The 22,644-nt window shown below is 73.5% G+C and carries 26 protein-coding genes; 11 read left to right on the top strand and 15 right to left on the bottom strand.

Annotated features, from left to right (window positions below):
* Positions 1-3: 3 nt before the first annotated feature.
* Positions 4-279: a GlsB/YeaQ/YmgE family stress response membrane protein gene (locus ACY0MR_RS27945; protein ID WP_148004691.1), complete on the bottom strand. Its 276-nt coding sequence runs from the start codon at positions 277-279 to the stop codon at positions 4-6.
* 169 nt (positions 280-448) lie between these two features.
* On the opposite strand from ACY0MR_RS27945, the gene ACY0MR_RS27940 reads away from it, so the two are divergent.
* Entirely contained in the window at positions 449-838 is a 390-nt protein-coding gene (locus tag ACY0MR_RS27940) for a DUF3099 domain-containing protein (protein WP_473556037.1), read from the top strand.
* A 182-nt stretch (positions 839-1,020) separates the two neighbouring features.
* Complete coding sequence (locus ACY0MR_RS27935) at positions 1,021-1,230, top strand: hypothetical protein (protein WP_148004689.1); 210 nt, start codon at positions 1,021-1,023, stop codon at positions 1,228-1,230.
* A gap of 76 nt (positions 1,231-1,306) precedes the next feature.
* Here the strand turns inward: ACY0MR_RS27935 and moaA are convergent, their stop codons facing one another.
* The 3 genes from moaA to ACY0MR_RS27920 all read right to left on the bottom strand — a co-directional run bounded on the left by moaA (position 1,307) and on the right by ACY0MR_RS27920 (position 4,471).
* Positions 1,307-2,296: a GTP 3',8-cyclase MoaA gene (moaA, locus tag ACY0MR_RS27930; RefSeq protein WP_388802788.1), complete on the bottom strand. Its 990-nt coding sequence runs from the start codon at positions 2,294-2,296 to the stop codon at positions 1,307-1,309.
* Between the two features lie 166 nt (positions 2,297-2,462).
* The gene (locus ACY0MR_RS27925) at positions 2,463-4,100 is read right to left on the bottom strand and encodes a solute symporter family protein (protein WP_361850371.1); all 1,638 of its coding nucleotides are present in this window, start codon (positions 4,098-4,100) and stop codon (positions 2,463-2,465) included.
* A complete protein-coding gene (locus ACY0MR_RS27920) occupies positions 4,097-4,471 on the bottom strand; it encodes a DUF485 domain-containing protein (RefSeq protein WP_388802785.1) in 375 nt (124 codons plus the stop codon). Before ACY0MR_RS27920 ends, ACY0MR_RS27925 begins: the two co-directional genes overlap by 4 nt.
* Before the next feature lie 273 nt (positions 4,472-4,744).
* Between ACY0MR_RS27920 and ACY0MR_RS27915 the strand changes: the two genes are divergently transcribed.
* Complete coding sequence (locus ACY0MR_RS27915; RefSeq protein ID WP_388802781.1) at positions 4,745-6,289, top strand: S8 family peptidase; 1,545 nt, start codon at positions 4,745-4,747, stop codon at positions 6,287-6,289.
* Positions 6,290-6,370: 81 nt separating this feature from the next.
* Positions 6,371-7,681, top strand: coding sequence for a CoA transferase (locus tag ACY0MR_RS27910; RefSeq protein ID WP_404079746.1), 1,311 nt, complete (start codon positions 6,371-6,373; stop codon positions 7,679-7,681).
* Here ACY0MR_RS27910 and ACY0MR_RS27905 read toward each other — a convergent pair.
* From ACY0MR_RS27905 to ACY0MR_RS27880, 6 genes are all read right to left on the bottom strand, one after another.
* Complete coding sequence (locus tag ACY0MR_RS27905) at positions 7,671-8,714, bottom strand: zinc-dependent alcohol dehydrogenase family protein (protein WP_388802776.1); 1,044 nt, start codon at positions 8,712-8,714, stop codon at positions 7,671-7,673. The genes ACY0MR_RS27910 and ACY0MR_RS27905 overlap by 11 nt on opposite strands.
* A gap of 114 nt (positions 8,715-8,828) precedes the next feature.
* Complete coding sequence (locus tag ACY0MR_RS27900) at positions 8,829-9,557, bottom strand: VIT1/CCC1 transporter family protein (protein ID WP_388802774.1); 729 nt, start codon at positions 9,555-9,557, stop codon at positions 8,829-8,831.
* A gap of 25 nt (positions 9,558-9,582) precedes the next feature.
* Positions 9,583-10,806 (bottom strand): amidohydrolase family protein, encoded by a 1,224-nt coding sequence (locus ACY0MR_RS27895; RefSeq protein ID WP_473556032.1) that lies wholly within the window; start codon positions 10,804-10,806, stop codon positions 9,583-9,585.
* Entirely contained in the window at positions 10,806-12,098 is a 1,293-nt protein-coding gene (locus ACY0MR_RS27890) for an amidohydrolase family protein (RefSeq protein ID WP_473556030.1), read from the bottom strand. Before ACY0MR_RS27890 ends, ACY0MR_RS27895 begins: the two co-directional genes overlap by 1 nt.
* 10 nt (positions 12,099-12,108) lie before the next feature.
* Positions 12,109-12,993 carry an SDR family NAD(P)-dependent oxidoreductase gene (locus ACY0MR_RS27885; RefSeq protein ID WP_388802768.1) on the bottom strand — a complete coding sequence of 295 codons (885 nt, stop codon included), beginning with the start codon at positions 12,991-12,993 and terminating at the stop codon, positions 12,109-12,111.
* Positions 12,993-13,790, bottom strand: a complete 798-nt coding sequence (locus ACY0MR_RS27880; RefSeq protein ID WP_403316518.1) for an acetoacetate decarboxylase family protein — start codon at positions 13,788-13,790, stop codon at positions 12,993-12,995. Before ACY0MR_RS27880 ends, ACY0MR_RS27885 begins: the two co-directional genes overlap by 1 nt.
* A gap of 99 nt (positions 13,791-13,889) precedes the next feature.
* On the opposite strand from ACY0MR_RS27880, the gene ACY0MR_RS27875 reads away from it, so the two are divergent.
* From ACY0MR_RS27875 to ACY0MR_RS27850, 6 genes are all read left to right on the top strand, one after another.
* Complete coding sequence (locus tag ACY0MR_RS27875) at positions 13,890-14,558, top strand: TetR/AcrR family transcriptional regulator (protein ID WP_404079753.1); 669 nt, start codon at positions 13,890-13,892, stop codon at positions 14,556-14,558.
* Entirely contained in the window at positions 14,555-15,544 is a 990-nt protein-coding gene (locus ACY0MR_RS27870) for a DEDDh family exonuclease (RefSeq protein WP_388802761.1), read from the top strand. Before ACY0MR_RS27875 ends, ACY0MR_RS27870 begins: the two co-directional genes overlap by 4 nt.
* Positions 15,545-15,607: 63 nt before the next feature.
* Positions 15,608-15,841 carry a hypothetical protein gene (locus ACY0MR_RS27865; RefSeq protein WP_073806545.1) on the top strand — a complete coding sequence of 78 codons (234 nt, stop codon included), beginning with the start codon at positions 15,608-15,610 and terminating at the stop codon, positions 15,839-15,841.
* A 141-nt stretch (positions 15,842-15,982) separates the two neighbouring features.
* Positions 15,983-16,822, top strand: coding sequence for an SURF1 family cytochrome oxidase biogenesis protein (locus ACY0MR_RS27860; RefSeq protein ID WP_473556023.1), 840 nt, complete (start codon positions 15,983-15,985; stop codon positions 16,820-16,822).
* 34 nt (positions 16,823-16,856) lie between these two features.
* The gene (locus tag ACY0MR_RS27855; RefSeq protein WP_388802757.1) at positions 16,857-18,647 is read left to right on the top strand and encodes a glycoside hydrolase family 15 protein; all 1,791 of its coding nucleotides are present in this window, start codon (positions 16,857-16,859) and stop codon (positions 18,645-18,647) included.
* 4 nt (positions 18,648-18,651) lie between these two features.
* On the top strand, positions 18,652-19,407 hold the full coding sequence (locus tag ACY0MR_RS27850; protein ID WP_361850344.1) for an SDR family oxidoreductase: 756 nt from the start codon (positions 18,652-18,654) through the stop codon (positions 19,405-19,407).
* A 3-nt stretch (positions 19,408-19,410) separates the two neighbouring features.
* Here ACY0MR_RS27850 and amaP read toward each other — a convergent pair whose 3' ends face one another.
* Genes amaP through ACY0MR_RS27825 form a run of 5 tightly spaced genes read right to left on the bottom strand, consistent with a single transcriptional unit; the run spans position 19,411 to position 21,773 of the window.
* Complete coding sequence (gene amaP, locus ACY0MR_RS27845) at positions 19,411-19,998, bottom strand: alkaline shock response membrane anchor protein AmaP (protein ID WP_388802753.1); 588 nt, start codon at positions 19,996-19,998, stop codon at positions 19,411-19,413.
* A gap of 4 nt (positions 19,999-20,002) precedes the next feature.
* Positions 20,003-20,692, bottom strand: coding sequence for a DUF6286 domain-containing protein (locus tag ACY0MR_RS27840; protein WP_473556020.1), 690 nt, complete (start codon positions 20,690-20,692; stop codon positions 20,003-20,005).
* Positions 20,689-21,057, bottom strand: a complete 369-nt coding sequence (locus ACY0MR_RS27835) for a hypothetical protein (RefSeq protein WP_473556018.1) — start codon at positions 21,055-21,057, stop codon at positions 20,689-20,691. The genes ACY0MR_RS27840 and ACY0MR_RS27835 overlap by 4 nt, the downstream gene beginning before the upstream one ends.
* Complete coding sequence (locus ACY0MR_RS27830) at positions 21,054-21,245, bottom strand: hypothetical protein (protein ID WP_148004669.1); 192 nt, start codon at positions 21,243-21,245, stop codon at positions 21,054-21,056. Before ACY0MR_RS27830 ends, ACY0MR_RS27835 begins: the two co-directional genes overlap by 4 nt.
* A 54-nt stretch (positions 21,246-21,299) precedes the next feature.
* A complete protein-coding gene (locus ACY0MR_RS27825) occupies positions 21,300-21,773 on the bottom strand; it encodes an Asp23/Gls24 family envelope stress response protein (protein WP_361863476.1) in 474 nt (157 codons plus the stop codon).
* Between the two features lie 93 nt (positions 21,774-21,866).
* On the opposite strand from ACY0MR_RS27825, the gene ACY0MR_RS27820 reads away from it, so the two are divergent.
* A complete protein-coding gene (locus tag ACY0MR_RS27820) occupies positions 21,867-22,511 on the top strand; it encodes a hypothetical protein (protein ID WP_473556016.1) in 645 nt (214 codons plus the stop codon).
* The last annotated feature ends 133 nt before the right edge of the window (positions 22,512-22,644 follow it).

Below are 22,644 nucleotides of genomic sequence, written 5' to 3'. Positions count from 1 at the left end.
GGCCTAGGCCCGCCGTCGGTTGCCCTTGATCGAGGCCCACAGCATGTCCCCCACTCCGACCACGGCGACGGCGCCGATGAGCTGGAGCAGGTGGCGGGTCCAGTCGATGCCCTTGGTGTCGTTGACGCCGATCCAGGTCGCGACGGCGTTGCCGAGCACGCTGCCGAGAATGCCGAACACGGTCGTCAGCCAGAGCGGGATCTGCTGCTTCCCGGGCAGGATCGCCTTCGCGATCAGGCCCAGGACGAATCCCACGATGATCGCCCACAACCAACTCATCGTCGCCTCCTTGTACGCATGTGCGCCCAGTCTCGGCCCCTGCGTCATACGGCGCATGTCGGACAGCTCCATCCGTGCCCCGGTCTCGTCGGCCGGAAGGGGCGGGCGTACCGTGGAGCGAGGTCCGGAACGCGGAGCGTCCGGCGCGACCGGTGGGTGGTGGACGGCGATGGCGAAGCGTGGCGGAAGCGAGGTCTTCCGGATCACGGGGGCGCGGCAGGGGCTCGCGGACGACGTCCGGGGGCGCCAGCGGCGCTATGTCATCTCGATGACGGTCCGGACGCTGTCGGTCATCGCGGCCGCGGTGCTCTGGAACGTCGAGCGGCACGTGGCCGTGGTGGCGCTCGCGCTGGGCGTCCTGCTCCCCTACGTCGCGGTGGTCGTCGCGAACGCGGGCCGCGAGACGGCCCCGTCCCTGCCCTCCACCTTCGTACCGGCTCCGGTGCGGCCCACGCTGGGAGTCGGGGACGGCTCCGAGGACCCGGGCGCCGGGACCGCGAGGAACACCGGGAACGCCGGATACGCCGCGGGCGCAGAGCGACCGTACGGCCAGAACTGATCACGGAAAGTGGCCGGAAAGCTCAAGAAAAGCTCAGATCAATCGTGAAGTTCCGGTGCACTGCACCCCATGTGCCGTGACATACTGCCTACGCGCTCCGCATCCCCCGTCGGAGCGACAGACCGATGCCGGGCAGCTCCCCCCGTGGCTGCTCGGCATCGCCTTTGCTGGACAATGATCAGGTGAGCGAAGAGAAGCCGATCTGTTCCGCCAAGGGCTGCCGCGCCGACGCCGTCTGGGTCCTCGCGTGGAACAACCCCAAGCTGCACACGCCCGAGCGCCGCAAGACCTGGCTCGCGTGCGAGGAGCACCGGGAGCACCTGTCCCAGTTCCTGGGCGTACGGGGCTTCCTCAAGGACGTCGTACCGCTGGCCGACTGGGAGTCCGCCTAGCTCGGGAGCGCCGGACGCCGTCCGGCGGGAGGGAGGAGCGCCCGGACCGTCCGGTCCGGGCCGCGGGCCTCTCCGTTCAGCCGCCGATCGCCGACATCGGGCGGTCGGGCTGGAGGAACTCCGGGTCGTCGAGGCCGGAGCCGGCCTTCTTGCCCCACATCGCCTTCCGCCAGAGCTCCGCGACCTCGGCGTCGGAGGCGTCCGAGCGGAGGGTGGCCCGCAGGTCCGTCTCCTCGGTGGCGAACAGGCAGGTCCGCACCTGGCCGTCGGCGGTGAGCCGGGTGCGGTCGCAGGCCCGGCAGAACGGGCGGGTGACGGAGGCGATGACGCCGACCGTGTGCGGTCCGCCGTCGACGACCCAGCGCTCGGCGGGGGCGGAGCCCCGCTCGTCGGCGCCTTCCGCGGTCAGAGTGAAGCGGGTGCGCAGGGATTCCAGGATGTCCCCGGCGGTGATCATGCCGTCGCGCTTCCAGCCGTGCTGGGCGTCGAGCGGCATCTGCTCGATGAAGCGGAGCTCGTAGCCCTCCTCGACCGCCCAGGCGAGCAGGTCGGGGGCCTCGTCGGCGTTGAGTCCGGGCATGAGGACGGCGTTGACCTTGACCGGGGTGAGGCCGGCGTCGCGGGCGGCGGCCATGCCGTCGAGGACGTCCTGGTGGCGGTCGCGCCGGGTGAGGGTCTTGAAGACCTCGGGCCGCAGGGTGTCCAGGGAGACGTTGACCCGGTCGAGGCCGGCGGCCTTCAGGGCGGCGGCGGTGCGCTTCAGCCCGATGCCGTTGGTGGTGAGGGACATCCGGGGGCGCGGCTCCAGGGCCGCGCAGCGCTCGACGATGCCGACGAGGCCGGGGCGGAGCAGGGGCTCGCCGCCGGTGAAGCGGACCTCGGTGACACCGAGGTCGGTGACGGCGATGCGGATGAGCCGGACGATCTCGTCGTCGGTGAGCAGGTCCGGCTTCGCGAGCCACTGCAGGCCTTCTTCCGGCATGCAGTACGTGCAGCGGAGATTGCAGCGGTCGGTGAGCGAGACGCGCAGGTCGGTGGCCACCCGGCCGAAGGTGTCGATGAGCACTGTGGGCCCCCTCCCCGTCTTGGTGTGGGCGTGTGGTTCGAGCCTACGTGAGCGGGCCGCCCGCGAGCAGGGCAGATTGTCACGAGGACCGGCGCGGCCGCGTCGTAGAACTCTACGACGCGGCCGCCCCGGGGTCGCGGACCGTATACGGCCGACTGCGCTGGGGTCAGTGCTTGACCGCCGCGGCGACCCCCACGCCGGTGAGGGACTTGACCTCCAGCTCGGCGTACTTGCCGGCGTCGGGCTCCTCCTTGGAGAAGAGGGAGCCGAGCCAGCCGAGGAGGAAGCCGAGCGGGATCGAGACGAGTCCGGGGTTCTCCAGCGGGAACCAGTGGAAGTCCACGCCCTTGAACATCGAGGCCGGACCGCCGGAGACGACCGGGGAGAACAGGACGAGGACGACGGAGGAGATCAGTCCGCCGTAGATCGACCAGAGCGCGCCCTGGGTGGTGAACCTCTTCCAGAACAGCGAGTAGAGGATCGTGGGCAGGTTGGCGGAGGCGGCGACGGCGAAGGCGAGGGCGACCAGGCCGGCGACGTTGAGGTCGCGGGCGAGGGCGCCGAGCGCGATCGAGACGATGCCGATGAGGACGGTGGACAGCCGGGCCGCCCGCATCTCCTCCTGCTCGGTGGCCTTGCCCCGCTTGATCACGTTCGCGTAGATGTCGTGGGCGAAGGACGAGGACGAGGCCAGGGTCAGGCCGGCGACCACGGCGAGGATGGTGGCGAAGGCGACGGCGGAGATGACGGCGAGGAGGATCGCGCCGCCGGTGGAGCCGGCGCCGCCGCCGACCTCCAGGGCGGTGAGCGGGGCGGCCGTGTTGCCCGCCTTGTTGGAGGCCGTGATGGTGTCGCCGCTGAGCAGCGCGGCGGCGCCGAAGCCGAGGACGATCGTCATCAGGTAGAAGCCGCCGATGATGCCGATGGCCCAGTTGACCGACTTCCGTGCGGCCTTGGCGGTCGGCACGGTGTAGAAGCGGATCAGGATGTGCGGCAGGCCGGCGGTGCCGAGGACGAGGGCGATGCCGAGGGAGAGGAAGTCCAGCTTCGAGAGGGCGGTGGCGCCGTACTTGAGGCCGGGTTCCAGGAAGGCGTCGCCCTTGCCGCTGTTGGTGGCGGCGGCGCCGAGCAGCTGCGAGAGGTTGAAGTCGAACTTCAGCAGGATGAGGAAGGTGATGAGGAGCGTGCCCGCGATGAGCAGGACGGCCTTGACCATCTGCACCCAGGTGGTGCCCTTCATGCCGCCGATCGTGACGTAGACGATCATCAGGACGCCGACCAGGGCGACGATCGCGATCTTGCCGCCGTCGCTGGTGATGCCGAGGAGCAGCGACACGAGGACGCCTGCGCCCGCCATCTGCGCCAGCAGGTAGAAGATGGACACGACGATGGTGGAGGTGCCGGCGGCGGTGCGGACCGGGCGCTGGCGCATCCGGTAGGCGAGGACGTCGCCCATCGTGAAGCGGCCGGAGTTGCGGAGCGGTTCGGCGACCAGGAGCAGGGCGACGAGCCAGGCGACCAGGAAGCCGATCGAGTACAGGAAGCCGTCGTAGCCGTAGAGGGCGATGGCGCCGCTGATGCCGAGGAAGGAGGCGGCGGACATGTAGTCGCCGGAGATCGCGAGGCCGTTCTGGAAGCCGGTGAACTGGCTGCCGCCGGCGTAGAAGTCGGCGGCGCTGCGGGTCTGGCGGCCGGCCCAGACGGTGATGGCCAGGGTCGCGATGACGAAGGCGCCGAAGAGGGCGATGATCAGTGGGCGGTGCTCGCCGGTGGCGTTGGCCGCGAGCAGGACGGGGGTGTTCATGCGTCGCCCTCCATGCGCTTTCTGATGGCGTCGGCCCGGGGGTCGAGCCGGTTCGCCGCGTGTCGGGAGTAGAGCCAGGCGATGAGGAAGGTGGTGGCGAACTGGCCGAGGCCCAGGAGCAGGGCGACGTTGATGTTGCCGAAGACCTTGGTCCCCATGAAGCCGCCCGCGTAGTTGGAGAGCAGCACGTACAGCAGGTACCAGGCGATGAAGGCCAGGGTGAGCGGGAAGGCGAAGGAGCGGTACGTGCGGCGGAGTTCGCCGAACTCCTCCCCTTCCTGCACCTCGATGAACTGCTCCGTGCCGGGCCCGGCGGGTCCCGCGGGGCCCTCCGTCCCGTCTCTGGGCGGCGGGGGTGCTTCGGTAGCCACGGACTCTCCTCGTGACGCGGGGGCGGACGGCATGGACAAGGGGGCCTCACCGGAGTGCGGGAACAGGGGGCTCCGGTCGGAGCCCCTCCCCTGCCCAACGGCACGGGGCGGGACGGGAAGTGGTTCACGCGGAGGATTTCTTCGGTCAGATCTCCATGAAGTCTTCTCAACTCATTGATGGGCATGGAAGATCAGCGATAGCTTCACTCGTCATGCACCTGTCCGCGCGTAAACCCGCGCGCGGGCAGTACATACGGATGATGTGGAGAACCCATGGCTCATCTGGGATCGAGGCGCGGCCGAGCTCTCGCTCTGCCTGTTGGTCTCGCGCTCACGGCCTCGCTCGGCTTCCTTCCCTCCGGCGCTGCCTCCGCCGCGGAACTGAGCGACGCACCGGCGACCGCCAAGACGGCGACGAACGGGCCGAAGCTGTCCTACGTCGTGAACGTCGGCGCGGGTCGCGGGACCGCCGCCTCGGTGAGGAAGTCGATCGCCCGGGCCGGCGGAGAAGTGGTCGTCTCGTACGACCAGATAGGCGTGATAGTCGTCCACTCGCAGGACCCCCAGTTCGCGAAGACGATCCGCCGGGCCTACGGCGTGGTGTCGGCCGGTGCGACCCGTACCGCTCCGCTGTCCGTGCAGACCGACAACTCGGTCGGCGGCGGCTCGCAGGCGCTGACCGAGGCCGAGGCCAAGGCCGCCGCCGCCCGTGCGACGGACGAGCAGGACGCCCTGGAGCCCCTGCAGTGGGACCTTCCGGCGATCAAGGCCGACAAGGCCCACAAGCGGACCCTCGGCAGCAACCGGGTCACCGTCGGCGTCATCGACACGGGTGTCGACGACACCCACCCGGACCTGGCGCCGAACTTCGACGCCAAGGCCTCCGCGAACTGCGTCTCCGGCAAGCCGGACACCACCCCGGGTTCGTGGCGTCCGAACCCCGGCGAGAGCGACCACGGCACCCACGTCGCCGGTACGATCGCCGCCGCCAAGAACGGCATCGGCATCACCGGTGTCGCCCCGGGCGTGAAGGTCTCCGGCATCAAGGTGTCCACCCCGGACGGCTTCTTCTACACGGAGGCCGTGGTCTGCGGCTTCGTGTGGGCGGCCGAGCACGGCGTCGACGTCACGAACAACAGCTACTACACCGACCCGTGGATGTTCGCCTGCAAGAACGACGCGGACCAGAAGGCGCTCATCGAGGCCGTCACCCGCGCGAGCCGTTACGCCGAGCACAAGGGCGCGGTCAACGTCGCCGCGGCCGGCAACTCGAAGTTCGACCTGGCTGCCGACGAGATCCTCGACAACAGCAGCCCGAACGACACCACCCCCGGCGACCGGGTCATCGACCCGAAGAAGTGCCTCGACTACCCGGCGATGCTGCCGGGTGTCGTCACGGTCTCCGCGACCGGCGCCAAGGGCCTGAAGTCGTCGTACTCGAACTACGGCCTGGGCGTCATCGACATCGCGGCCCCGGGCGGCGACAGCACCAGGTTCCAGACCCCGGACGCCCCGGCGGTCAACGGCCTGATCCTGTCGACGACGGTCAACGGCGGCTACAACTACAAGGCCGGCACCTCGATGGCCGCCCCGCACGCGGCGGGCGTCCTGGCGCTGCTCAAGTCGACGTACCCCTCGGCGAGCCCGGCGGCCCTCAAGGCGCTGCTGTACGCGCAGGCCGACAAGCGCGCCTGCACCAACCCCTACGACATCGACGCCGACGGCAAGATCGACGCGGTGTGCGAGGGCAGCAAGAACAAGAACGGCTTCTACGGGGCCGGTCTGATCGACGCGCTGGACGCGGTGCGCCGCTTCTGACCGACGCGTGAGCGGGTGAGGGCCCTGGTGTGGTGTGCCACACCAGGGCCCTTCGCGTGCCCCGGGTGCCATAGTCGGTCCATGGACCACACGGTGCGCACCGGTACGGAGTCGTTGTGGTCGGCCCTCGGCGGCGATCCCGCCCTGGTCGACCGGGTGGAGTACGGCGGCCCCGCGGGGCTCCTGGCCGCGCGGCTGCCGGTGATGGAGCTCGCCCGGGCCTCGGTCGCGGTCTGCTCGCTCGCCGCCGTGGAGCGCGCGGGGCTGCCCGGGCCGGTACGGGTGGACGACGGGGCCGTCGCGACCGCGTTCGTGAGCGAGCGGCATCTGCGGGTCGACGGGCGGGCCCCGGTGAGCTTCGCACCGCTCTCCCGGTTCTGGCGGGCGGCCGACGGCTGGGTCCGCACGCACGCCAACTATCCGCACCACCGGGCGGCGCTGCTCACCGCGCTGGGCGTCGCGGACACCTGCGCCGACGCCGTGGACGCCGTCGGCGCGGCGATCGGCGGGCGCGGGGCCGTCGAGGTGGAGACGGCGGTGTACGCGGCCGGGGGCCTGGCCGTCGCACTGCGGACTCCCGGGCGGTGGGCGGAGCACGCGCAGGGGCGGGAGGTGGCGGCGCGGCCGCTGCTGACCCGGGAGCGGCTCGACGACGCGCCGCCGCGGCGGCGTGACGGGCCGCTGCGGGTCCTGGACCTGACCCGGGTGATCGCCGGGCCGGTCGCGACCCGGACGCTCGCGCTGCTCGGTGCGGACGTGCTGCGGATCGACCCGCCGGGCCGTCCCGAACTGCCGGACCAGCACGCGGACACGGACGTCGGCAAGCGGACCTCCGCGCTCGACCTGGACCGGCCGTCGGACCGCCGTACCTTCCAGGAGCTCCTGGACGCGGCCGACGTGCTGGTCACCGGCTACCGGCCGGGCGCGCTCGACCGCTTCGACCTGGAGCGGCCGGGGCTGGTCACCGCACGGCTCTCCGCCTGGGGCGACTACGGGCCGTGGGCCGGGCGGCGCGGTTTCGACAGCCTGGTGCAGGTGGCGACCGGGATCGCGGTCACCGAGGGGTCGGCGGAGCAGCCCGGCACGCTGCCGGCCCAGGCGCTGGACCACGGCACCGGCTATCTGCTCGCGGCGGCCGTCCTGCGGTCGCTCACCGAGCAGGACCGGGACGGCGGCACGCGGCTCGTCCGGCTCGCCCTGGCCCAGACGGGTCACTGGCTGACGCACGCGCTGCCGCGGTACGAGCCCGAGCGGTACGTCACCGCCGCGGAGGGGCCGCTGGGCCGGCTGCGGCACGCGCTGTCCCCCGTCGCGTACGAGGGCGGCCCGGCGGGCTGGTCCCGCCCGCCGGGCGTCCAGGGGGCCGACGCCCCCGTCTGGGCTACGGCTTGACGAGGACCTTGAGGGCGGTCCGCTCGTCCATCGCCCGGTAGCCGCCGGGGACTCCGTCGAGGCCGACGGTCAGGTCGAAGACCGGGGACGGGTCGATGGTGCCGTCGAGGACGTCGGGGAGCAGCTCCGGGATGTAGGCGCGCACGGGGGCGACGCCGCCGCGCAGGGCGATGTTCCGGTCGAACATGACGGACAGGTCGAGTCCGGTGCCGCTGCCGTGGGGGACGCCGACGTAGCCGATCGAGCCGCCGTCGCGGGCGACGGCGACGGCGGTCCGCATGGACTGCTCGGTGCCGACGGCCTCGATGACGGCGTGGGCGCCCTGGCCGCCGGTGAGCTCGCGGACGGCGGCCTCGGCGGCCTCTCCGCGCTCGGCGACGACGTCGGTGGCGCCGAAGAGGCGGGCGATGTCGGTGCGGGCGGTGTGCCGGCCGAGCGCGATGATCCGCTCGGCGCCGAGCCGGCGGGCGGCGAGGACGCCGCAGAGGCCGACGGCGCCGTCGCCGACCACGGCGACGGTCGAACCCTTGCGGACCCCGGCGCCGAGGGCGGCGTGGTGGCCGGTGCCCATGACGTCGGAGAGGGCGAGGAGGGCGGTGAGGAGGCGGTCGTCCGAGGCGGCGTCGGCGGGCAGCTTGACGAGGGTGCCGTCGGCGAAGGGGACGCGGACGGCCTCGCCCTGGCCGCCGTCGGAGCCGACCGAGCCCCAGAAGCCGCCGCTCGGGCAGGAGGTCTGGAGGCCCTCGGCGCAGTAGTCGCAGGTGCCGTCGGACCAGACGAAGGGGGCGACGACGAGGTCTCCGGCGGTGAAGCCGGTGACCTCGGAGCCCGCCGCCTCGACGATGCCGAGGAACTCGTGGCCGATGCGCTGGCCGGGCTGCCGGGCGGACTCGCCGCGGTAGGCCCACAGGTCGCTGCCGCAGACGCAGGCGCGCAGGACGCGGACGACGACGTCGGTGGCGTCCTGCACGACCGGGTCGGGCACGTCCTCCACGCGCATGTCGAACGGGGCGTGGATGGTGGTGGCGCGCATGACGGACGTTCCTTGCTGTCGGACGGTTGTACGACGTTCACCGTACATCGCGTGCGGTGCTTCCGCGCGGCGGGTGCCGGTCGCCACGGCTCGGGCAGGATCGGAAGGAACGGCCTAGACCCCCGTAGCCCCCAGCAGGGAGCCCGCGCCGTACGTGACGGCCATCGCCAGGGCTCCGCCGCCCACGTTGCGGAGGATCGCGCGGCCGGCGGGGGCGGCGCCCAGGCGGGCGCTCCACCAGCCGGTGAGGGTGAGGGCCGCGAGCACGGAGACCACCGTGACCCAGAGGCGGGCCGAGGCCGGCGGCAGGACGATCGCGAGGAGCGGGAGCAGGGCGCCGACGGTGAAGGCGAGGAAGCTGGCCGCGGCCGCGTGCCAGGGGATCGTGAGCCGGTCGGGGTCGATGCCCAGCTCCACGCGCGCGTGGGCGCGCAGCGCGTCGCGGGCGGTGAGCTGCTCGGCGGCCTCGCGGGCCACGTCGGCGGAGAGGCCGCGGGCCGCCAGGAGGCCGGTGAGTTCGGCCAGTTCCGCCTCCGGGTCCTCGCGGAGTTCGCGCTTCTCCTCGGCGAGGGCGGCCTTCTCGGAGTCGCGCTGGGTGGAGACGGAGACGTACTCCCCCGCCGCCATCGACATGGATCCGGCGAGCAGCCCCGCGAGGCCGGCGGTGAGCAGCGCCGCCTGGGACTCGGTGGCGCCGGCGACGCCGACGACGAGGCCCGCGGTGGAGACGACTCCGTCGTTGGCTCCGAGCACGGCGGCCCGGAGCCAGTTGAGACGGGAGCCGAGGGCTCCGCCGTGGGCCTCGTGTGCGGGGGCGTCGGTCGGCTCGGGTGCGTCGGTCACGTCAGTGAGCGTCGCACCCGGCGGGTCACCAGACGCGGACCGACCCGCCCGGGGCGAAGGCCGGGCTGGTGGCGCCCGCGGGGACCTCCTTCAGGGGCTCGGCGATCTCCTCGACGCGCGGTCCGTGGACGGCGGCGAGGGGGTCGAGGAGGCGGAGGTCGAAGCCGTAGACGCGGGCCGCGTTGCCGCCGACCATCGCCGCCACCTCCTCCTCGGGCAGTCCGGCGTAGGCGATCCGGAGGCCTTCGCGGGAGTACGGCGCGGTGCCCTCGTCGTGGGGGTAGTCGCTGCCCCACATGATCTTGTCGAGGCCGATCCGGTCGCGCAGCGGGACCTCGTGGGGCCGCATGAAGCTGGCGCCGACGAAGCAGTGGTCGCGCCAGACCGTGCTGGGGCCCCTGCCCATGGCCTCGGCCAGGCCGGCGCCGAACTTGGACTCCGCGGTGGCGGCCCGCGTCGCGGCCGAGACCAGTCGGCCGTGGTAGTAGTCCAGCATGTCGAGCACGCCCGGGATCCAGCCCGAGCCCTGCTCGGTCAGGACCAGCTTGAGCCCGGGGTGGCGCCGGAAGGCGCCGCCGAAGACCAGGTGCCACAGCGCCCGGTGGGAGAACCAGGTCGTCTCCACCATGAAGACCGCCCGGGCGGCCGGTTCGTCGCCGAGCGGCGGCGACGCCGATCCGCCGTGGTGGTTGACGGGGACGCCCAGCTCGGCGCAGACCGCCCAGATCGGGTCGTACGCCTCCGAGTACAGCTCGGGCACGGGCGAGCCGGGCGGCACGCCGGGGAGCAGGACGCCCCCGGTGAGGCCCGCCTCGCGGGCGCGGCGGATCTCGGCGACCGCCGCGTCGACGTCGTTGAGGAGGATCTGCGCCACGCCGGCCCGGCGGCCCGGCGCGGCCGCGCAGAAGTCGGCCAGCCAGCGGTTGTGCGCCTGGAGTCCGGCCCATCGCAGCTCGTACTCGGTCGCGGTGGGCGGCTGGGCCATCAGGGAGGCCTTGGGGAAGAACGGCGGGACGGTGTTGGGGAAGACGACCTCGGCGACGATGCCGTCGGCCTCCAGCTCGCGCAGCCGGCGCTCGGAGTTCCAGTTGCGGTCGGCGGTGTCGGCGAGCAGGTCCTCGTACGGGTTGACGTAGGAGGCCGCCCAGGCGTCGAAGGCCTCGTGGTGCCGGCTCTCCAGGTACGGGCGGTAGTCGAGGAGGTCGGCGCCGGCGTGGCAGTCCGCGGAGATGACGGTGTAGCGGTCCATCAGCCCACCCCCAGGGCGGGGAAGTCGTGGTCCGTCAGCCAGTGGCGGCCGACCTCGCGCGAGCGGGCCCAGGAGGCCTCGACGGCCGTCTGGTCGGCGGGCTGGCCCAGGTCGGCGGGCGTGGGGCCGATGCGGCGGGCGATCGGCTCCAGCTTCCGGAGGTCGAAGCCGAAGACCTCGGCCGCGGCGAGCCCCAGCATGCGGCGGGTCTCCGCCACCGGGATGTCGTGGAAGGTCCTCCGCAGCCATCCGCGGGTGTCGGGCCAGGTCCCCTCGGGGTGCGGGAAGTCGGAGCCCCAGAGGATGTTGTCGACGCCGATCTCGTACCGCTGGGCGAGTTCGCGCCGCTTGGTGTTGGTGGCGCAGATGAAGACCTGCCGGTCCAGGTACTCGCTCGGCGGGCGCCTCAGCTCCGCGAACGGGGACAGCTTCTTGCCGCCGTGCGCGCCGAGGTAGAGCCGGTCCATGAACCAGAGCAGGTTGGGCAGCCACCAGCAGCCGGACTCGGCGATCCCGAAGCGCAGTCCGGGGTGCCGCTCGAAGGCGCCGGACCAGAGGAGGAACCACAGCGGCCGGGCCGGCCACCAGGTGACCTCGGAGACGTAGATGCCGAGGTGGTCGCCGTACTCCTCGCGGGGTGCCGCTCCCGAGTGGGTGACCAGCGGCATCCCGGTCTCGGCGGCGGCCGCCCAGACCGGTTCGTAGATCCGGTCGTGGTAGGGCGCCTTGTCCACCCACATGGAGGGGATCATCAGGGCCCCGAGCCCGGACTCCTTGGCCCGGTGGATCTCGGCGACGACCTTCGCCGGTTCGGCCGTGATGGGCAGCAGCGCCACCCCGCAGTGCCGCGCCGCGCCGGCGGAGTCCCCTCCCACGAACTCGGCGAGCCAGCGGTTGTGGGCCTGCGCGCCGGCCATGCCGAGTTCGGGGTCCTGGTCTCCGGAGAGTCCGAGCCCGACCCCGAACGGGGCGGCGGTCCTGCTGTCGACGGCGTCCGCGTCGGGGAAGACGACCTCGGCGGCCACTCCGTCGCCGTCGAGCTCCTTGAGGCGCTGCCCGACGTCCCAGCCGCCCCGCAGGCCCTCCTCGTTGTCGGTGAACCACTTGTCCGCGAAGGCCTCGTTGCGGACCCCGAGCCGTGTCATGGCCTCCCGGCGCGCCTCGCGTCCGGCGAGGAAGTCGCCGAAGGCGCGGTGGAAGCGGGAGTCGAGGTAGGGCCGGTACTCCTCGGTGGGGAGCCCGGCGTGGCAGTCGGAGGAGATGATCAGATACGGATCGTTCGGATCGGCCATCACGGCCTCCTCAGTCGAGAATGAAGCTCTCCAGGTACGACGGGTCGGCGCGGTCGAGCATCGACCGCGAGCGCGCCCGGATCTGCCGGTCGCTGTGCTCGCTCTCCGGCAGCATCCAGAAGCGGTCGGCGCGGATGCCGTCGACGACGTGCTCGGCGACCTCCTCCACCGGGGTGAAGGCGACCTCGTGGCCGGCCTCCTTCATCGCGGCCTCCCACTGGTCGAGGCTGCGGTACGGGGTCCTGCGCGGGCGCTCCTTGGCGTACCGCGCGGGACGGTTGCGGTGCGACTCCCAGAGGCCGGTGCGGAGCATGTGCGGGCCGGGGAAGAGGACGGAGGCGCCCACGCGCGCGTGCTCGGCGCGGAGGTGGGCGTAGAGGGACTCGGTCATGGTGACGACGGCCGCCTTGGTGACCGCGTACACGGAGGCGGTGGGCAGCGGGGCGATGCCGCCGTCGCCGGAGGAGGTGTTGACGACGTGGCCGGGCCCGCCGCCGGCGAGCATCCGGGGGACGAAGGCCTGGATGCCGTGGAAGACGCCCCAGACGTTGACCGAGAAGGCCCACTTCCAGTCGTTGGGTTCGTGCTCCCACATGCGGCCCTCGGCGCCGGAGCCGACCCCGGCGTTGTTGCAGAGGACGTGGACGGCGCCGAAGGCGGCGTACGCGGCGTCGGCGAACTCCCGCACCGCGTCGGGGTCGGAGACGTCCACCGTCCGCGCGAGGACCCGGGCGCCGCCGGCCGTGAGTTCGTCGGCGGCCTCGGCGAGCGCGCCCTCCTCGACATCGCCGAGGACGACGGCCAGGCCCTCGGCGGCGAAGCGGCGGGCCATCGCGCGCCCGATGCCGCTCGCCGCGCCGGTGACGACGGCGACCTGTCCCTCCCGGAGCTCCATCACACGCTCCCCTCGGGCGGTCCGTCGAGGATCTGCTGCGGGTCGTCGTACCGCTGGTGGATGTAGGGCAGGAGGTCCTGCGCGGAGACCCGTTCGGCGACCGTGCCCCTCTGGTCGGTGGTCTTCTCGCCGATGGTGATCTCGACGAGCCGGCGCACGGGGAGGTCGGCGACCGGGTCGTACATGGACTCGCGCAGCACCACGTCGCCGGTGACGCGCTCCAGCCTGCGGACCTTCTCGTGGCGGACGCAGTGGACGAGGACGGGGTCGGCGTCGAAGCCCGAGCCCTCCACGCCCGGCAGGAACTTGAAGTAGAAGTCGGTCTTCTCGACCGGTTCCGGGAGCGGCAGCGGCCCGGAGACCGCGCCGCGCACCTCGACGAAGTCGATGCCGTGCCGCCCGAGCGCGGCGCGGACGACGAGGCCGTCGCGCTCGACGACGACCTCGCCGAGCTTCTTCGGCTCGCCGAAGACCTCCCGGCCGCCGACGAGGGCGCGCTCGTGGGTCATCGGCATGACCAGCGGGTACCAGCCCTCGCGGTCGCCGTGGGCGGCGGCGACCGCCACCGATCCGGCGCCGAGCGGGTAGCCGGGCAGGTCGACCCGGGAGACGGCGGCCCGGACGAGGGGCCGTGCGGTGGGTTTCAGCGGGGGCGGCAGGACGGCCGCCACCACCTCCGGATCGGTCTCCCAGACGGCGACCACTCCGGTGGACCAGATGTCGGGGAGCCGGGCGCTCCTGGTGCGGGCCGCCGTGATCTCGGCGTCCGTGCGCGCCCCGTACCGTACTCGTGCCATGGCGTACCACCCTTCGGGGGGTCGAGTCTGTAACACAGTTACACCGGCGGCGATGAAGGGTAAAGACCCGTGCACGCCCAGGAGTCGGGAGGGGGAGGGATGGCGCGCGCCGCACTCACCCGCGAGGAGGTCCTGGAGGCCGCCGCCGCCCTGGTGCGCCGGCACGGCCCGGACGCCCTCACCATGCGCAGGCTCGCGGCCGACCTCGGCACCGCGGTCACCTCGATCTACTGGCACGTCGGCAACCGGGAGTCGCTGCTCGACGCCCTGGTCGAGCGGACGGTCGCGGACCTCGACGCGATCCGCCCGCGGGGCGCGACCCCGGCCGAGCGCCTGGTCTCGATCGCCCGTTCGTTGCGCCGCGCGCTGCGCGAGCGACCCCATCTGGTGGCGCTGGTCCACGAACGGGGCCTCACGGAACGCATGTTCCTGCCGGCCCAGCGCGCCCTGGTCCGCGAGGCGCACGCCGCGGGGCTGCGCGGGGCGCACGCGGCGCGGGTCGTCCGCGCCGTGCAGTTCCAGGTCGTCGGATACGTCCTGGTGGAGCGCAACCGGGAGCGGGCACCGGCGCAGTCGCCCGCCGAGGAGGAGCTGTGGAGCGGCGCGGACGCCGGGTCCGACGCGCCGCTGGCGCGGGCGCTCGCCGCGCCGGTGGACACCGAGCGCCTGTTCGTCGACTCGGTGCGCGCGCTGGTCGACGGGCTCCTCGCCGGGGCTCCCGGGGGCACCGGGGACGGAGGTGTCGGCCGCGGGCCGTATTCTCAGTGACCGTGCTTGACGACCGAACGACAGCAGCGACGTGGCCGGCCGCCTACCCGCAGGGGTACGCGGTCGTCGACGTGGAGACCACCGGACTCGCCCGCGACGACCGGATAGTGTCGGCTGCCGTCTACCGGCTGGACGCCCAGGGGAACGTCGAGGACCACTGGTACACGCTGGTCAACCCCGAGCGGGATCCGGGTCCCGTCTGGATCCACGGGCTCACCACCGACGTCCTGGAGGGCGCGCCGCTCTTCCCGGAGATCGCGGCGGAGTTCGCGGCCCGGCTGGACGGGCGGGTGCTCGTCGCGCACAACGCGATGTTCGACTGGCAGATGATCGCCCGGGAGTACGCGCGCGCGGAGTCGGCCGCCCCGGTGCGGCAGCGGCTGTGCACGATCGCGCTCGCCAAGGAGCTGTCGCTTCCGCTGCCCAACCACAAGCTGGAGTCGCTCGCCGCCCACTTCGGCGTCGTCCAGCAGCGCGCGCACAACGCGCTCGACGACGCGCGCGTGCTCGCGGAGGCGTTCCGGCCGAGCCTGCACGCGGCGGCCGAGCGCAACGTGCGGCTGCCGCTGCTCGAATGCCGGCCGCTGACCGAGTGGGCCGCGTCGCCCGCGCCGCAGCCTCGGATCGGCCACCAGGCCGGGTACGGCTCGTCGTACCGGGCGGGGAGCTGGCGCCCCTCGCGGAAGCGGCCGCCGTGCCCGTACCCCAACCCGGGCCGGTACGAGACGGACAAACCGCTCAAGCAGGGCATGCGGGTGGCGTTCTCGGGGGACACCTCCGTCGACCGCGAGCTCCTGGAGGACCGCACGGTCGAGGCCGGGCTCCACGTGGCGGGCAGCGTCTCCCGGCTGACGAGCCTCCTCGTCACCAACGACCCGGACTCGGCCACCTCCAAGACCGTCAAGGCCAAGTCCTTCGGCACGCCGGTGGTCGACGAGGCCGCCTACACCCAGCTGCTGCGGGACGTGGCCCCGGCAGACGGGTGACACCCCCGGCCCGGCGGGCGTGCCGCACGGCGCCCGCCCGCCGGGAGCCCCACCCTGTGGCGCATGGCACGTTGTGAGGTCTGCGGAAACGATTACGGCATGTCCTTCGAGGTACATGCACAGGGCGCGGTCCATGTCTTCGACTGCTTCGCGTGCGCCATCCACCGCATGGCGCCCATCTGCGAGCACTGCCGGGTCCAGATCATCGGACAGGGCGTCGAGGTCGACGGCAGCTGGTACTGCGGCGGCCACTGCGCCCGCGCGGAGGGAAAGGTGGGCATCGTCGACAGGGTCTGAGGACGGCACCGCCCGGGAGCGACGGGCGCCGCGGCCCCTCCACGCCCCCGGCGGCGGGGTCCGGGGAGACCGCCCACGGCCCCTCTCCCCCGAGCCGCCCCCCGTGCGTGCACCCCGTGGACCGAGTTGTACGGTCATGGGGTGTACCGCTTCTTGTTGTCCCGGCAGTGGGTGATCCTCACCCTCATCGCCCTCGTCCTCGTCCCGACGATGATCGAGCTGGGCTTCTGGCAGTTCCACCGGCACGAGCGCCGGGTCGCCCAGAACGCCCTGATCGCGGACAGCATCGCGGCGAAGCCGGTCCCGGTCGAGGAGCTCACCTCCCCCGGGCACACGGTCCCCCGCTCCGACTACTGGCGGCCCGTCACCGCCACCGGCACCTTCGACACCTCCCACGAGGTGGTCGTCCGGCGCCGCACCTCCGCCGACGAGCGGGTCGGCGTCCACATCCTGACCCCGCTGGTCCTCCGGGACGGCCTGGTCGTCCTGGTCAACCGCGGCTGGGTCCCGGCCGCCGCCGACCAGCACGCCTTCCCGCCGGTGCCGCCCGCCCCCGAGGGCGAGGTCACCGTCACCGGCCGGCTCAAGGCCGACGAGACGACCGGCGCGAGCGGCATCAAGGACCTGAAGGGCCTGCCGGACCGCCAGGTCATGCTCATCAACAGCCGGCAGCAGGCGGAGCTCATCGGCCGCGAGGTGCTCGGCGGCTACCTGGAGCAGACCGGACCCGAGCCCGCCGGAGACACCCCCGAGCTGATCCCCGAGCCCGACCACGCGTCGATCGGCGCCCACATGGCGTACGCGGTGCAGTGGTGGCTCTTCACGGCCGGGGTACCCGTCGGCTGGGTGATCCTGGTCCGCCGCGAGAAGCGCGACCGCGAGGCCGCGGCCGCCGCCGGGAGCACCGGAAACGACGCCCCGGACACCCCGGACGGCCCGGAGAGCGACACGGCCGCGGTCAGGTCCGCCCCGTCCCTCTGATTGACCACCGCCACTTCCGGGAACAGCCCAAAGCGTGACGCAACGTATCGACGACTACGCCCTCATCGGCGATCTCCAGACCGCCGCGCTCGTCGGCCGCGACGGATCGGTCGACTGGCTGTGTCTGCCCCGCTTCGACTCCGCCGCCTGCTTCGCCTCGATCCTCGGCGACGAGGAGAACGGCCACTGGCGCATCGCCCCCAAGGGCGCGACGAACTGCACCTCCCGCCGGTACGCCGACGGCTCCCTCGTCCTGGAGACCTTCTGGGAGACCCGTACGGGCACGGTCAAGGTCGTGGACTTCATGCCGCAGCGGGACCGGGCCCCCGATCTGATGCGGATCGTCGAGGGCGTCAGCGGGAGCGTCGAGATGAGCTCCGTCCTGCGGCTCCGCTTCGACTACGGCTCGGTCGTGCCCTGGATGCGCCGCTCCGACGACCACCGGGTCGCGATCGCCGGGCCCGACTCCGTCTGGCTGCGCAGCGAGCCGCCCGTGAAGACCTGGGGCCAGCAGTTCTCCACCTGCTCCTCCTTCACCGTCACCGCCGGCGAGAAGGTCGCGTTCGTCCTGACCTGGCACCCCTCCCACGAGCCGCGCCCCGACCTCGTCGACCCGTACGAGGCCCTGGAGCACTCCCTCGCGGACTGGCGCGACTGGTCCGACCGGTGCACCTACCGGGGCCCCTACCGGGACGTGGTGCTGCGCTCCCTGATCACCCTCAAGGCCCTCACCTACGCGCCGACCGGCGGCATCATGGCCGCCCCCACCACCTCCCTGCCGGAGGAGGTCGGCGGCGTGCGGAACTGGGACTACCGCGCCTGCTGGCTGCGCGACTCCTCCCTCACCCTCGGCGCGCTGCTCGCCGCCGGATACGTCGACGAGGCGCGCGCCTGGCGGGACTGGCTGCTCCGCTCGGTCGCCGGCGACCCGGCCGACCTGCAGATCATGTACGGGCCCGCCGGGGAGCGCCGGCTCCCGGAGACCACCCTGCCCTGGCTGCGCGGCTACGCCGACTCCGCGCCGGTGCGCACCGGGAACGCCGCCGTGGACCAGTTCCAGCTCGACGTGTACGGCGAGGTCATGGACTCGCTCCACCGCGCCCACGAGGCCGGGATCCCCGCGGAGAAGCACGCCTGGAACCTCCAGCTGAGCCTGCTCGGCTTCCTGGAGTCGACCTGGCGCGAGCCCGACGAGGGACTGTGGGAGGTGCGCGGCCGGCGCCGGCACTTCACCCACTCGAAGGTGATGGCCTGGGTGGCCGCCGACCGGGCGGTGCGCACCCTGGAGGCGGACCCCTCGCTGCCCGGGGACGCGGCCCGCTGGCGGACGATGCGGGACGAGATCCACGCCCAGGTGTGCGCGCGGGCCTTCGACCCCGTCCGGAACACCTTCACCCAGTCGTACGGCTCGCAGGAGCTGGACGCCGCGACCCTGCTGATCCCGCAGGTCGGCTTCCTGCCGCCGGACGACCCCCGGGTGCTGGGCACGGTGGAGGCGGTCCAGGCCGAACTGCTGCACGAGGGCTACGTACGCCGCTACAGCACGGACGGCGGGACGGTGGACGGCCTCCCCGGCCAGGAGGGCACCTTCCTGGTCTGCTCCTTCTGGCTCGCGGACGCGCTCCGGCTCTGCGGCCGGAACGAGGAGGCCCGCGCGCTCTTCGAACGCCTCGTGGCCCTCTGCAACGACGTGGGTCTGCTCGCGGAGGAGTACGACCCGGTGGCGGACCGCCAGCTGGGCAACTTCCCGCAGGCCTTCAGCCACATCGGCCTGGTGGGCACGGCGATCGCACTGGCAGCCGAGGACGGGGACCCGGCAGGATAGGTCCATGGATCTTGGGATGAAGGACCGTGTGTACGTGGTGACCGGGGCGACGCGCGGGCTCGGGCGGGCCTCCGCCGAGGCGCTGCTCGCCGAGGGCGCGAAGGTGCTGGTCACCGGCCGCGAGGAGAAGACCGTCGCCGAGGCCGCGGCCGAGCTCGGGCCGAACGCGGCGGGCGTCGTCGCGGACAACACCGACCCCGGGACCCCCGAGCGGCTGATCGCCGAGGCCCGGGCGCGGTTCGGCGGCTTCGACGGCATCCTCGTCAGCGTCGGCGGGCCTGCCCCGGGCTTCGCCGCCGACAACACCGACGAGGACTGGGCCGCCGCCTTCGACACCGTCTTCCTCGGGGCCGTGCGACTGGCCCGCGCGGCCGCCGCCGCCCTCGACGAGGGCGGCGTCATCGGCTTCGTCCTGTCCGCCTCGGTCCACGAGCCGATCCCCGGTCTGGCCATCTCGAACGGGCTCCGCCCGGGTCTCGCCGGCTTCGCGAAGTCCCTCGCCAACGACCTCGGGCCGCGCGGGATCCGGGTGATCGGCCTGCTTCCCAGCCGGATCGACACGGACCGGGTGCGGTTCCTGGACTCCCTCTCGGGCGACGCGGACGCGGCCCGCGCCGCCAACGAGCAGGAGATCCCGCTGCGCCGCTACGGCACCCCGGAGGAGTTCGGGCGGACGGCGGCCTTCCTGCTGTCGCCGGCCGCCTCGTACCTCACGGGCCTGATGATCCCGGTGGACGGCGGGGCGCGCGCCGGGTTCTGACCCTCAGGCGACCCTGCGGGCCCGGTGCTTCACCGCCCGCAGGCGCGCCTCGGTCGGCAGCGCGGCCAGCCCGGCGGAGGTCCGCGCGTGGTCCAGCGCCTGCCCGCTGAGCGTGGTCAGCGCGGCCCCCGGTGAGGCGTACGGCTCCAGGTGGAGCGCGACGCGGGTGCAGGGGGCCGCGCGGCGGCCCGTGAGGGCGACCCGGGCCCGGGACACGCCTTCCTGCGCGGTGGCGTCCGCCTCCAGGACGCCTTCCAGCGCCCGGCCGCGCAGCACCGCCACCTCGCCGTCGCCGCTGTCGACGACGACCTCGGCGAGCCGGGCCCGCCGGAACTGGGCGAGCAGCCACCACAGGGCCAGCAGGACGACGAGCCCGAGGACCGCGATGACCACCGGCCACCACCAGCCCTCGGCGCGCCAGCGCTGCCGGTCCGCGGTGGAGAGCAGCACGTCCGAGGGGCCCGACCAGGGCCACCAGGACGGTACGGGGAGGTCGAGGGCGGCGGCGAGGACGCCGCCGCCGGCCAGGAGCAGCAGCAGCCCGGCGAGGCCGAGCAGGACGCGGTTGACGCGCCGGAGGACGACTCTCACCGGATCATCCCTTTCTGGGCGGCCTGGCCACCCGGACCGTGACGGCGGGCGGGTGGGCGAGGCCGAGTTCCTCGACGCCGGTCGCCAGCACCGACTCCACGTCGGCGCGGACCTCGTCGAGGTCCCGGAAGTGCGAGACCGCCTTGACCGCCGCCTTGGAGCGGCGGACGCGGACCCTGACGGACTGCACTCCGGAGACCTCCATGGCCCGGTCCCGCAGGGCGAGGGCGGCGGCCTCCCGGTCGAGTCCCGCCCGTACGTCGGCGTGTTCGCGGCGCATCGGGAGGATCTCGCGCAGGCCGGGGGTCGCGGCCAGCACCAGGAGCCAGACGCCGAGGACGGCGGCGACGGCCGCGCCGACGACGACCCAGGTGTCGTCGAGCGGCCGGGTCGCGAGGCCGTCGGCGAGTTCGCGCCGCCAGGCCATGGCCTGGCGGTCGGCGCGTACGGCCGCCACGTCGTAGAGCAGGAGTCCTGCCCCGCCGAGGACGAGCGCCGCGAGCACCGCGGCGGGGACGCGCCGGGCCGCCCAGAAGCGGCGGACGCGGGCCGCGGGGGCCGCGTCCGCCAGGACGGGGACGCCGTCGGAGCCGGACGTCTCCCCGGTGCCGCTCCCTCCGGTGCCGGGGCGCGGGGTGTCGGGAGCGTCGCGGCCGGGGCCGGGGGCGCCCGGGCCGGTGGCGGGAGTCGTCATGACAGGCGCCCCCTCGACGCTCCCTGCCGGGTCAGGGCGGAGTGGAGGCGTTCGACGTCGACGGTGACCTCGTGGACCTCCATGCCGACCAGCTCCTCGACGCGGCTGCGGACCCGGCCGCGCACGGCACCGCACCGGGCCCCGACGTCGGAGGGGTAGCCGAGTTCGAGGCTCACCGCGACCCGGACGACGTCCCGGTGGACGACGACCGAGGCGTGCGGCCTCGATCCGCCCTCCGGGACGGGGCCCGCGGCCTCCCTCGCCGCCTGCGCGGCGATCTTCGCGACGACCCGGTCGGCGATTCTGGTCGCCCCCCGCTCGCGGACCGGGCCGCGGGGGCCGGGACGGGCTGCCACCGCCGTCACCGCGGCCGGCCGCCGCGCTCGCGGCCCCGGAAGAAGTCGCCGGGTTCGAGGTCGCCGTCGAGGAAGCGGCCCGCCACGAAGCCGACCGCACCCAAAGCCGCGACCAGCAGGAACGCCCCGAATCCGCCGAAGTATCCGGCGAAGCCGAGGGCCATGCCGGCCACCAGGCCTACCACCGCCATGCTCATTCCTGACCCCTTTCCGAGTCCTCCTGAGCCCCCCTGCGAACAGCCCTTCAGCGGCTACTGGATCCGCGATTCGGGCTCGTCCTCCTCCTCGTCGGGCAGCTTGACGTCGCTGACCGCGATGTTGACCTCGACGACCTCCAGGCCCGTCATCCGCTCCACCGCCGCGATGACGTTCTCCCGGACGTCGCCGGCGACGTCCGCGATGGAGACGCCGTAGTCGACGACGATCTCCAGGTCGAGCGCGGTCTGCACCTCGCCGACCTCGGCCTTCACCCCTCGGGTGACGTTCGACTTGCTGCTGCCTCCGCCGGGGACCCGGTCGCGTACCGCGCCGAAGGTCCGGGAGAGGCCGCTGCCCATGGCGTGGACGCCTTCGACGTCCCGGGCGGCGAGGCCGGCGATCTTCTCGACGACTCCGTCGGCGATGGTGGTCTTGCCGCGGGCGGCGGGAGCGCCGCCGCCCCGCTTGGTGACCGAGGTCCGGCGCGCGTCGTCACCGGAGTCGGTGGAATGGGTGGTGTCCGTCATTTGGTTTCGCCCCTTCTGGGATATTTCGGGGTTCTTCGCCCACATTAAGGGCGCTTACCCGCTCTCGCCCCGGGGATACGGCAGGCTGGGGCAATGACGACAGCTGACGGTTGGACGGCGGCGGTACGCGATCGCCTCTCCCCGGGCAGGCTGCTGCCGCTCGGAGCGGCGGCGGAGAGGGCGTGGATCACCGAGCGGGCCGTGCGCGAGGTGCTTGACCGGGCCGCCTCGGGGGTGCCCGGCGCCGTGCCGGGCAGGATGCGGATCGGCCCTGCGGAGGAACCCGGCGCGGAACCGGACGCCCTGCTGATCACGGCGCCGTTCGGCGCGGTCGCGGGGGAAGCCCTGCCCGAGCTGGCCGAGCGGCTGCGGACGGCGCTGCTCACCGCCGCCGAGGACGGGCTGGGCCTGGTCGTCGCGGGCGTGGACCTCCGGGTGACGGAACTCCTCGACGCGCCGCCGGAGCCGGACGCCGCGGCCGCCGCCGCACCCGGCCCCACCTCGCCGGCGACGGACGACCCCGCGGCGCTCGCCGCGCTCGGGGTGGCGGGGGTCGCGGCGGTGACGGACACCCTGGGCCCGCCGGTGCGCCGGAGGCCCGGCGAGGTCCGGGTGGAGCTGGCCGTGACGGCCGGGTCCCGCCCGCTGGACGTGGCCCGCGCGGTGCGGACGGCGGTCGCGGCGGCCGGCCCGGACGACGGGATCGCGGTCGGCGTCGTGGTGTCGGACCTCCGCTAGGCCGGGGCGGAGCCCGTATCCGATCGGCGGGACGGGGTCCCCGGGCCGCGTACCGCCGTTCGGGTGAGACCCGGGGTCAGGCGGGCGCGGGCCGTGCGCGCGGGCGGGCGTGCGGAGGCCCCGGGGCCGCGGA

It is taken from the genome of Streptomyces sp. JN8, assembly GCF_055808075.1.
This window is presented reverse-complemented; position numbering and strand designations above follow the sequence as displayed.

Bases quoted from the DNA above. Each gene is read 5' to 3' on its own strand.
- ACY0MR_RS27945 (WP_148004691.1), bottom strand. From the start codon at position 279: ATGAGTTGGTTGTGGGCGATCATCGTGGGATTCGTCCTGGGCCTGATC.
- ACY0MR_RS27940 (WP_473556037.1), top strand. From the start codon at position 449: ATGGCGAAGCGTGGCGGAAGCGAGGTCTTCCGGATCACGGGGGCGCGG.
- ACY0MR_RS27925 (WP_361850371.1), bottom strand. From the start codon at position 4,100: ATGAACACCCCCGTCCTGCTCGCGGCCAACGCCACCGGCGAGCACCGC.
- ACY0MR_RS27915 (WP_388802781.1), top strand. From the start codon at position 4,745: ATGGCTCATCTGGGATCGAGGCGCGGCCGAGCTCTCGCTCTGCCTGTT.
- ACY0MR_RS27910 (WP_404079746.1), top strand. From the start codon at position 6,371: ATGGACCACACGGTGCGCACCGGTACGGAGTCGTTGTGGTCGGCCCTC.
- ACY0MR_RS27905 (WP_388802776.1), bottom strand. From the start codon at position 8,714: ATGCGCGCCACCACCATCCACGCCCCGTTCGACATGCGCGTGGAGGAC.
- ACY0MR_RS27895 (WP_473556032.1), bottom strand. From the start codon at position 10,806: ATGGACCGCTACACCGTCATCTCCGCGGACTGCCACGCCGGCGCCGAC.
- ACY0MR_RS27890 (WP_473556030.1), bottom strand. From the start codon at position 12,098: ATGGCCGATCCGAACGATCCGTATCTGATCATCTCCTCCGACTGCCAC.
- ACY0MR_RS27885 (WP_388802768.1), bottom strand. From the start codon at position 12,993: ATGGAGCTCCGGGAGGGACAGGTCGCCGTCGTCACCGGCGCGGCGAGC.
- ACY0MR_RS27880 (WP_403316518.1), bottom strand. From the start codon at position 13,790: ATGGCACGAGTACGGTACGGGGCGCGCACGGACGCCGAGATCACGGCG.
- ACY0MR_RS27875 (WP_404079753.1), top strand. From the start codon at position 13,890: ATGGCGCGCGCCGCACTCACCCGCGAGGAGGTCCTGGAGGCCGCCGCC.
- ACY0MR_RS27865 (WP_073806545.1), top strand. From the start codon at position 15,608: ATGGCACGTTGTGAGGTCTGCGGAAACGATTACGGCATGTCCTTCGAG.
- ACY0MR_RS27850 (WP_361850344.1), top strand. From the start codon at position 18,652: ATGGATCTTGGGATGAAGGACCGTGTGTACGTGGTGACCGGGGCGACG.
- ACY0MR_RS27840 (WP_473556020.1), bottom strand. From the start codon at position 20,692: ATGACGACTCCCGCCACCGGCCCGGGCGCCCCCGGCCCCGGCCGCGAC.
- ACY0MR_RS27830 (WP_148004669.1), bottom strand. From the start codon at position 21,245: ATGAGCATGGCGGTGGTAGGCCTGGTGGCCGGCATGGCCCTCGGCTTC.
- ACY0MR_RS27825 (WP_361863476.1), bottom strand. From the start codon at position 21,773: ATGACGGACACCACCCATTCCACCGACTCCGGTGACGACGCGCGCCGG.
- ACY0MR_RS27820 (WP_473556016.1), top strand. From the start codon at position 21,867: ATGACGACAGCTGACGGTTGGACGGCGGCGGTACGCGATCGCCTCTCC.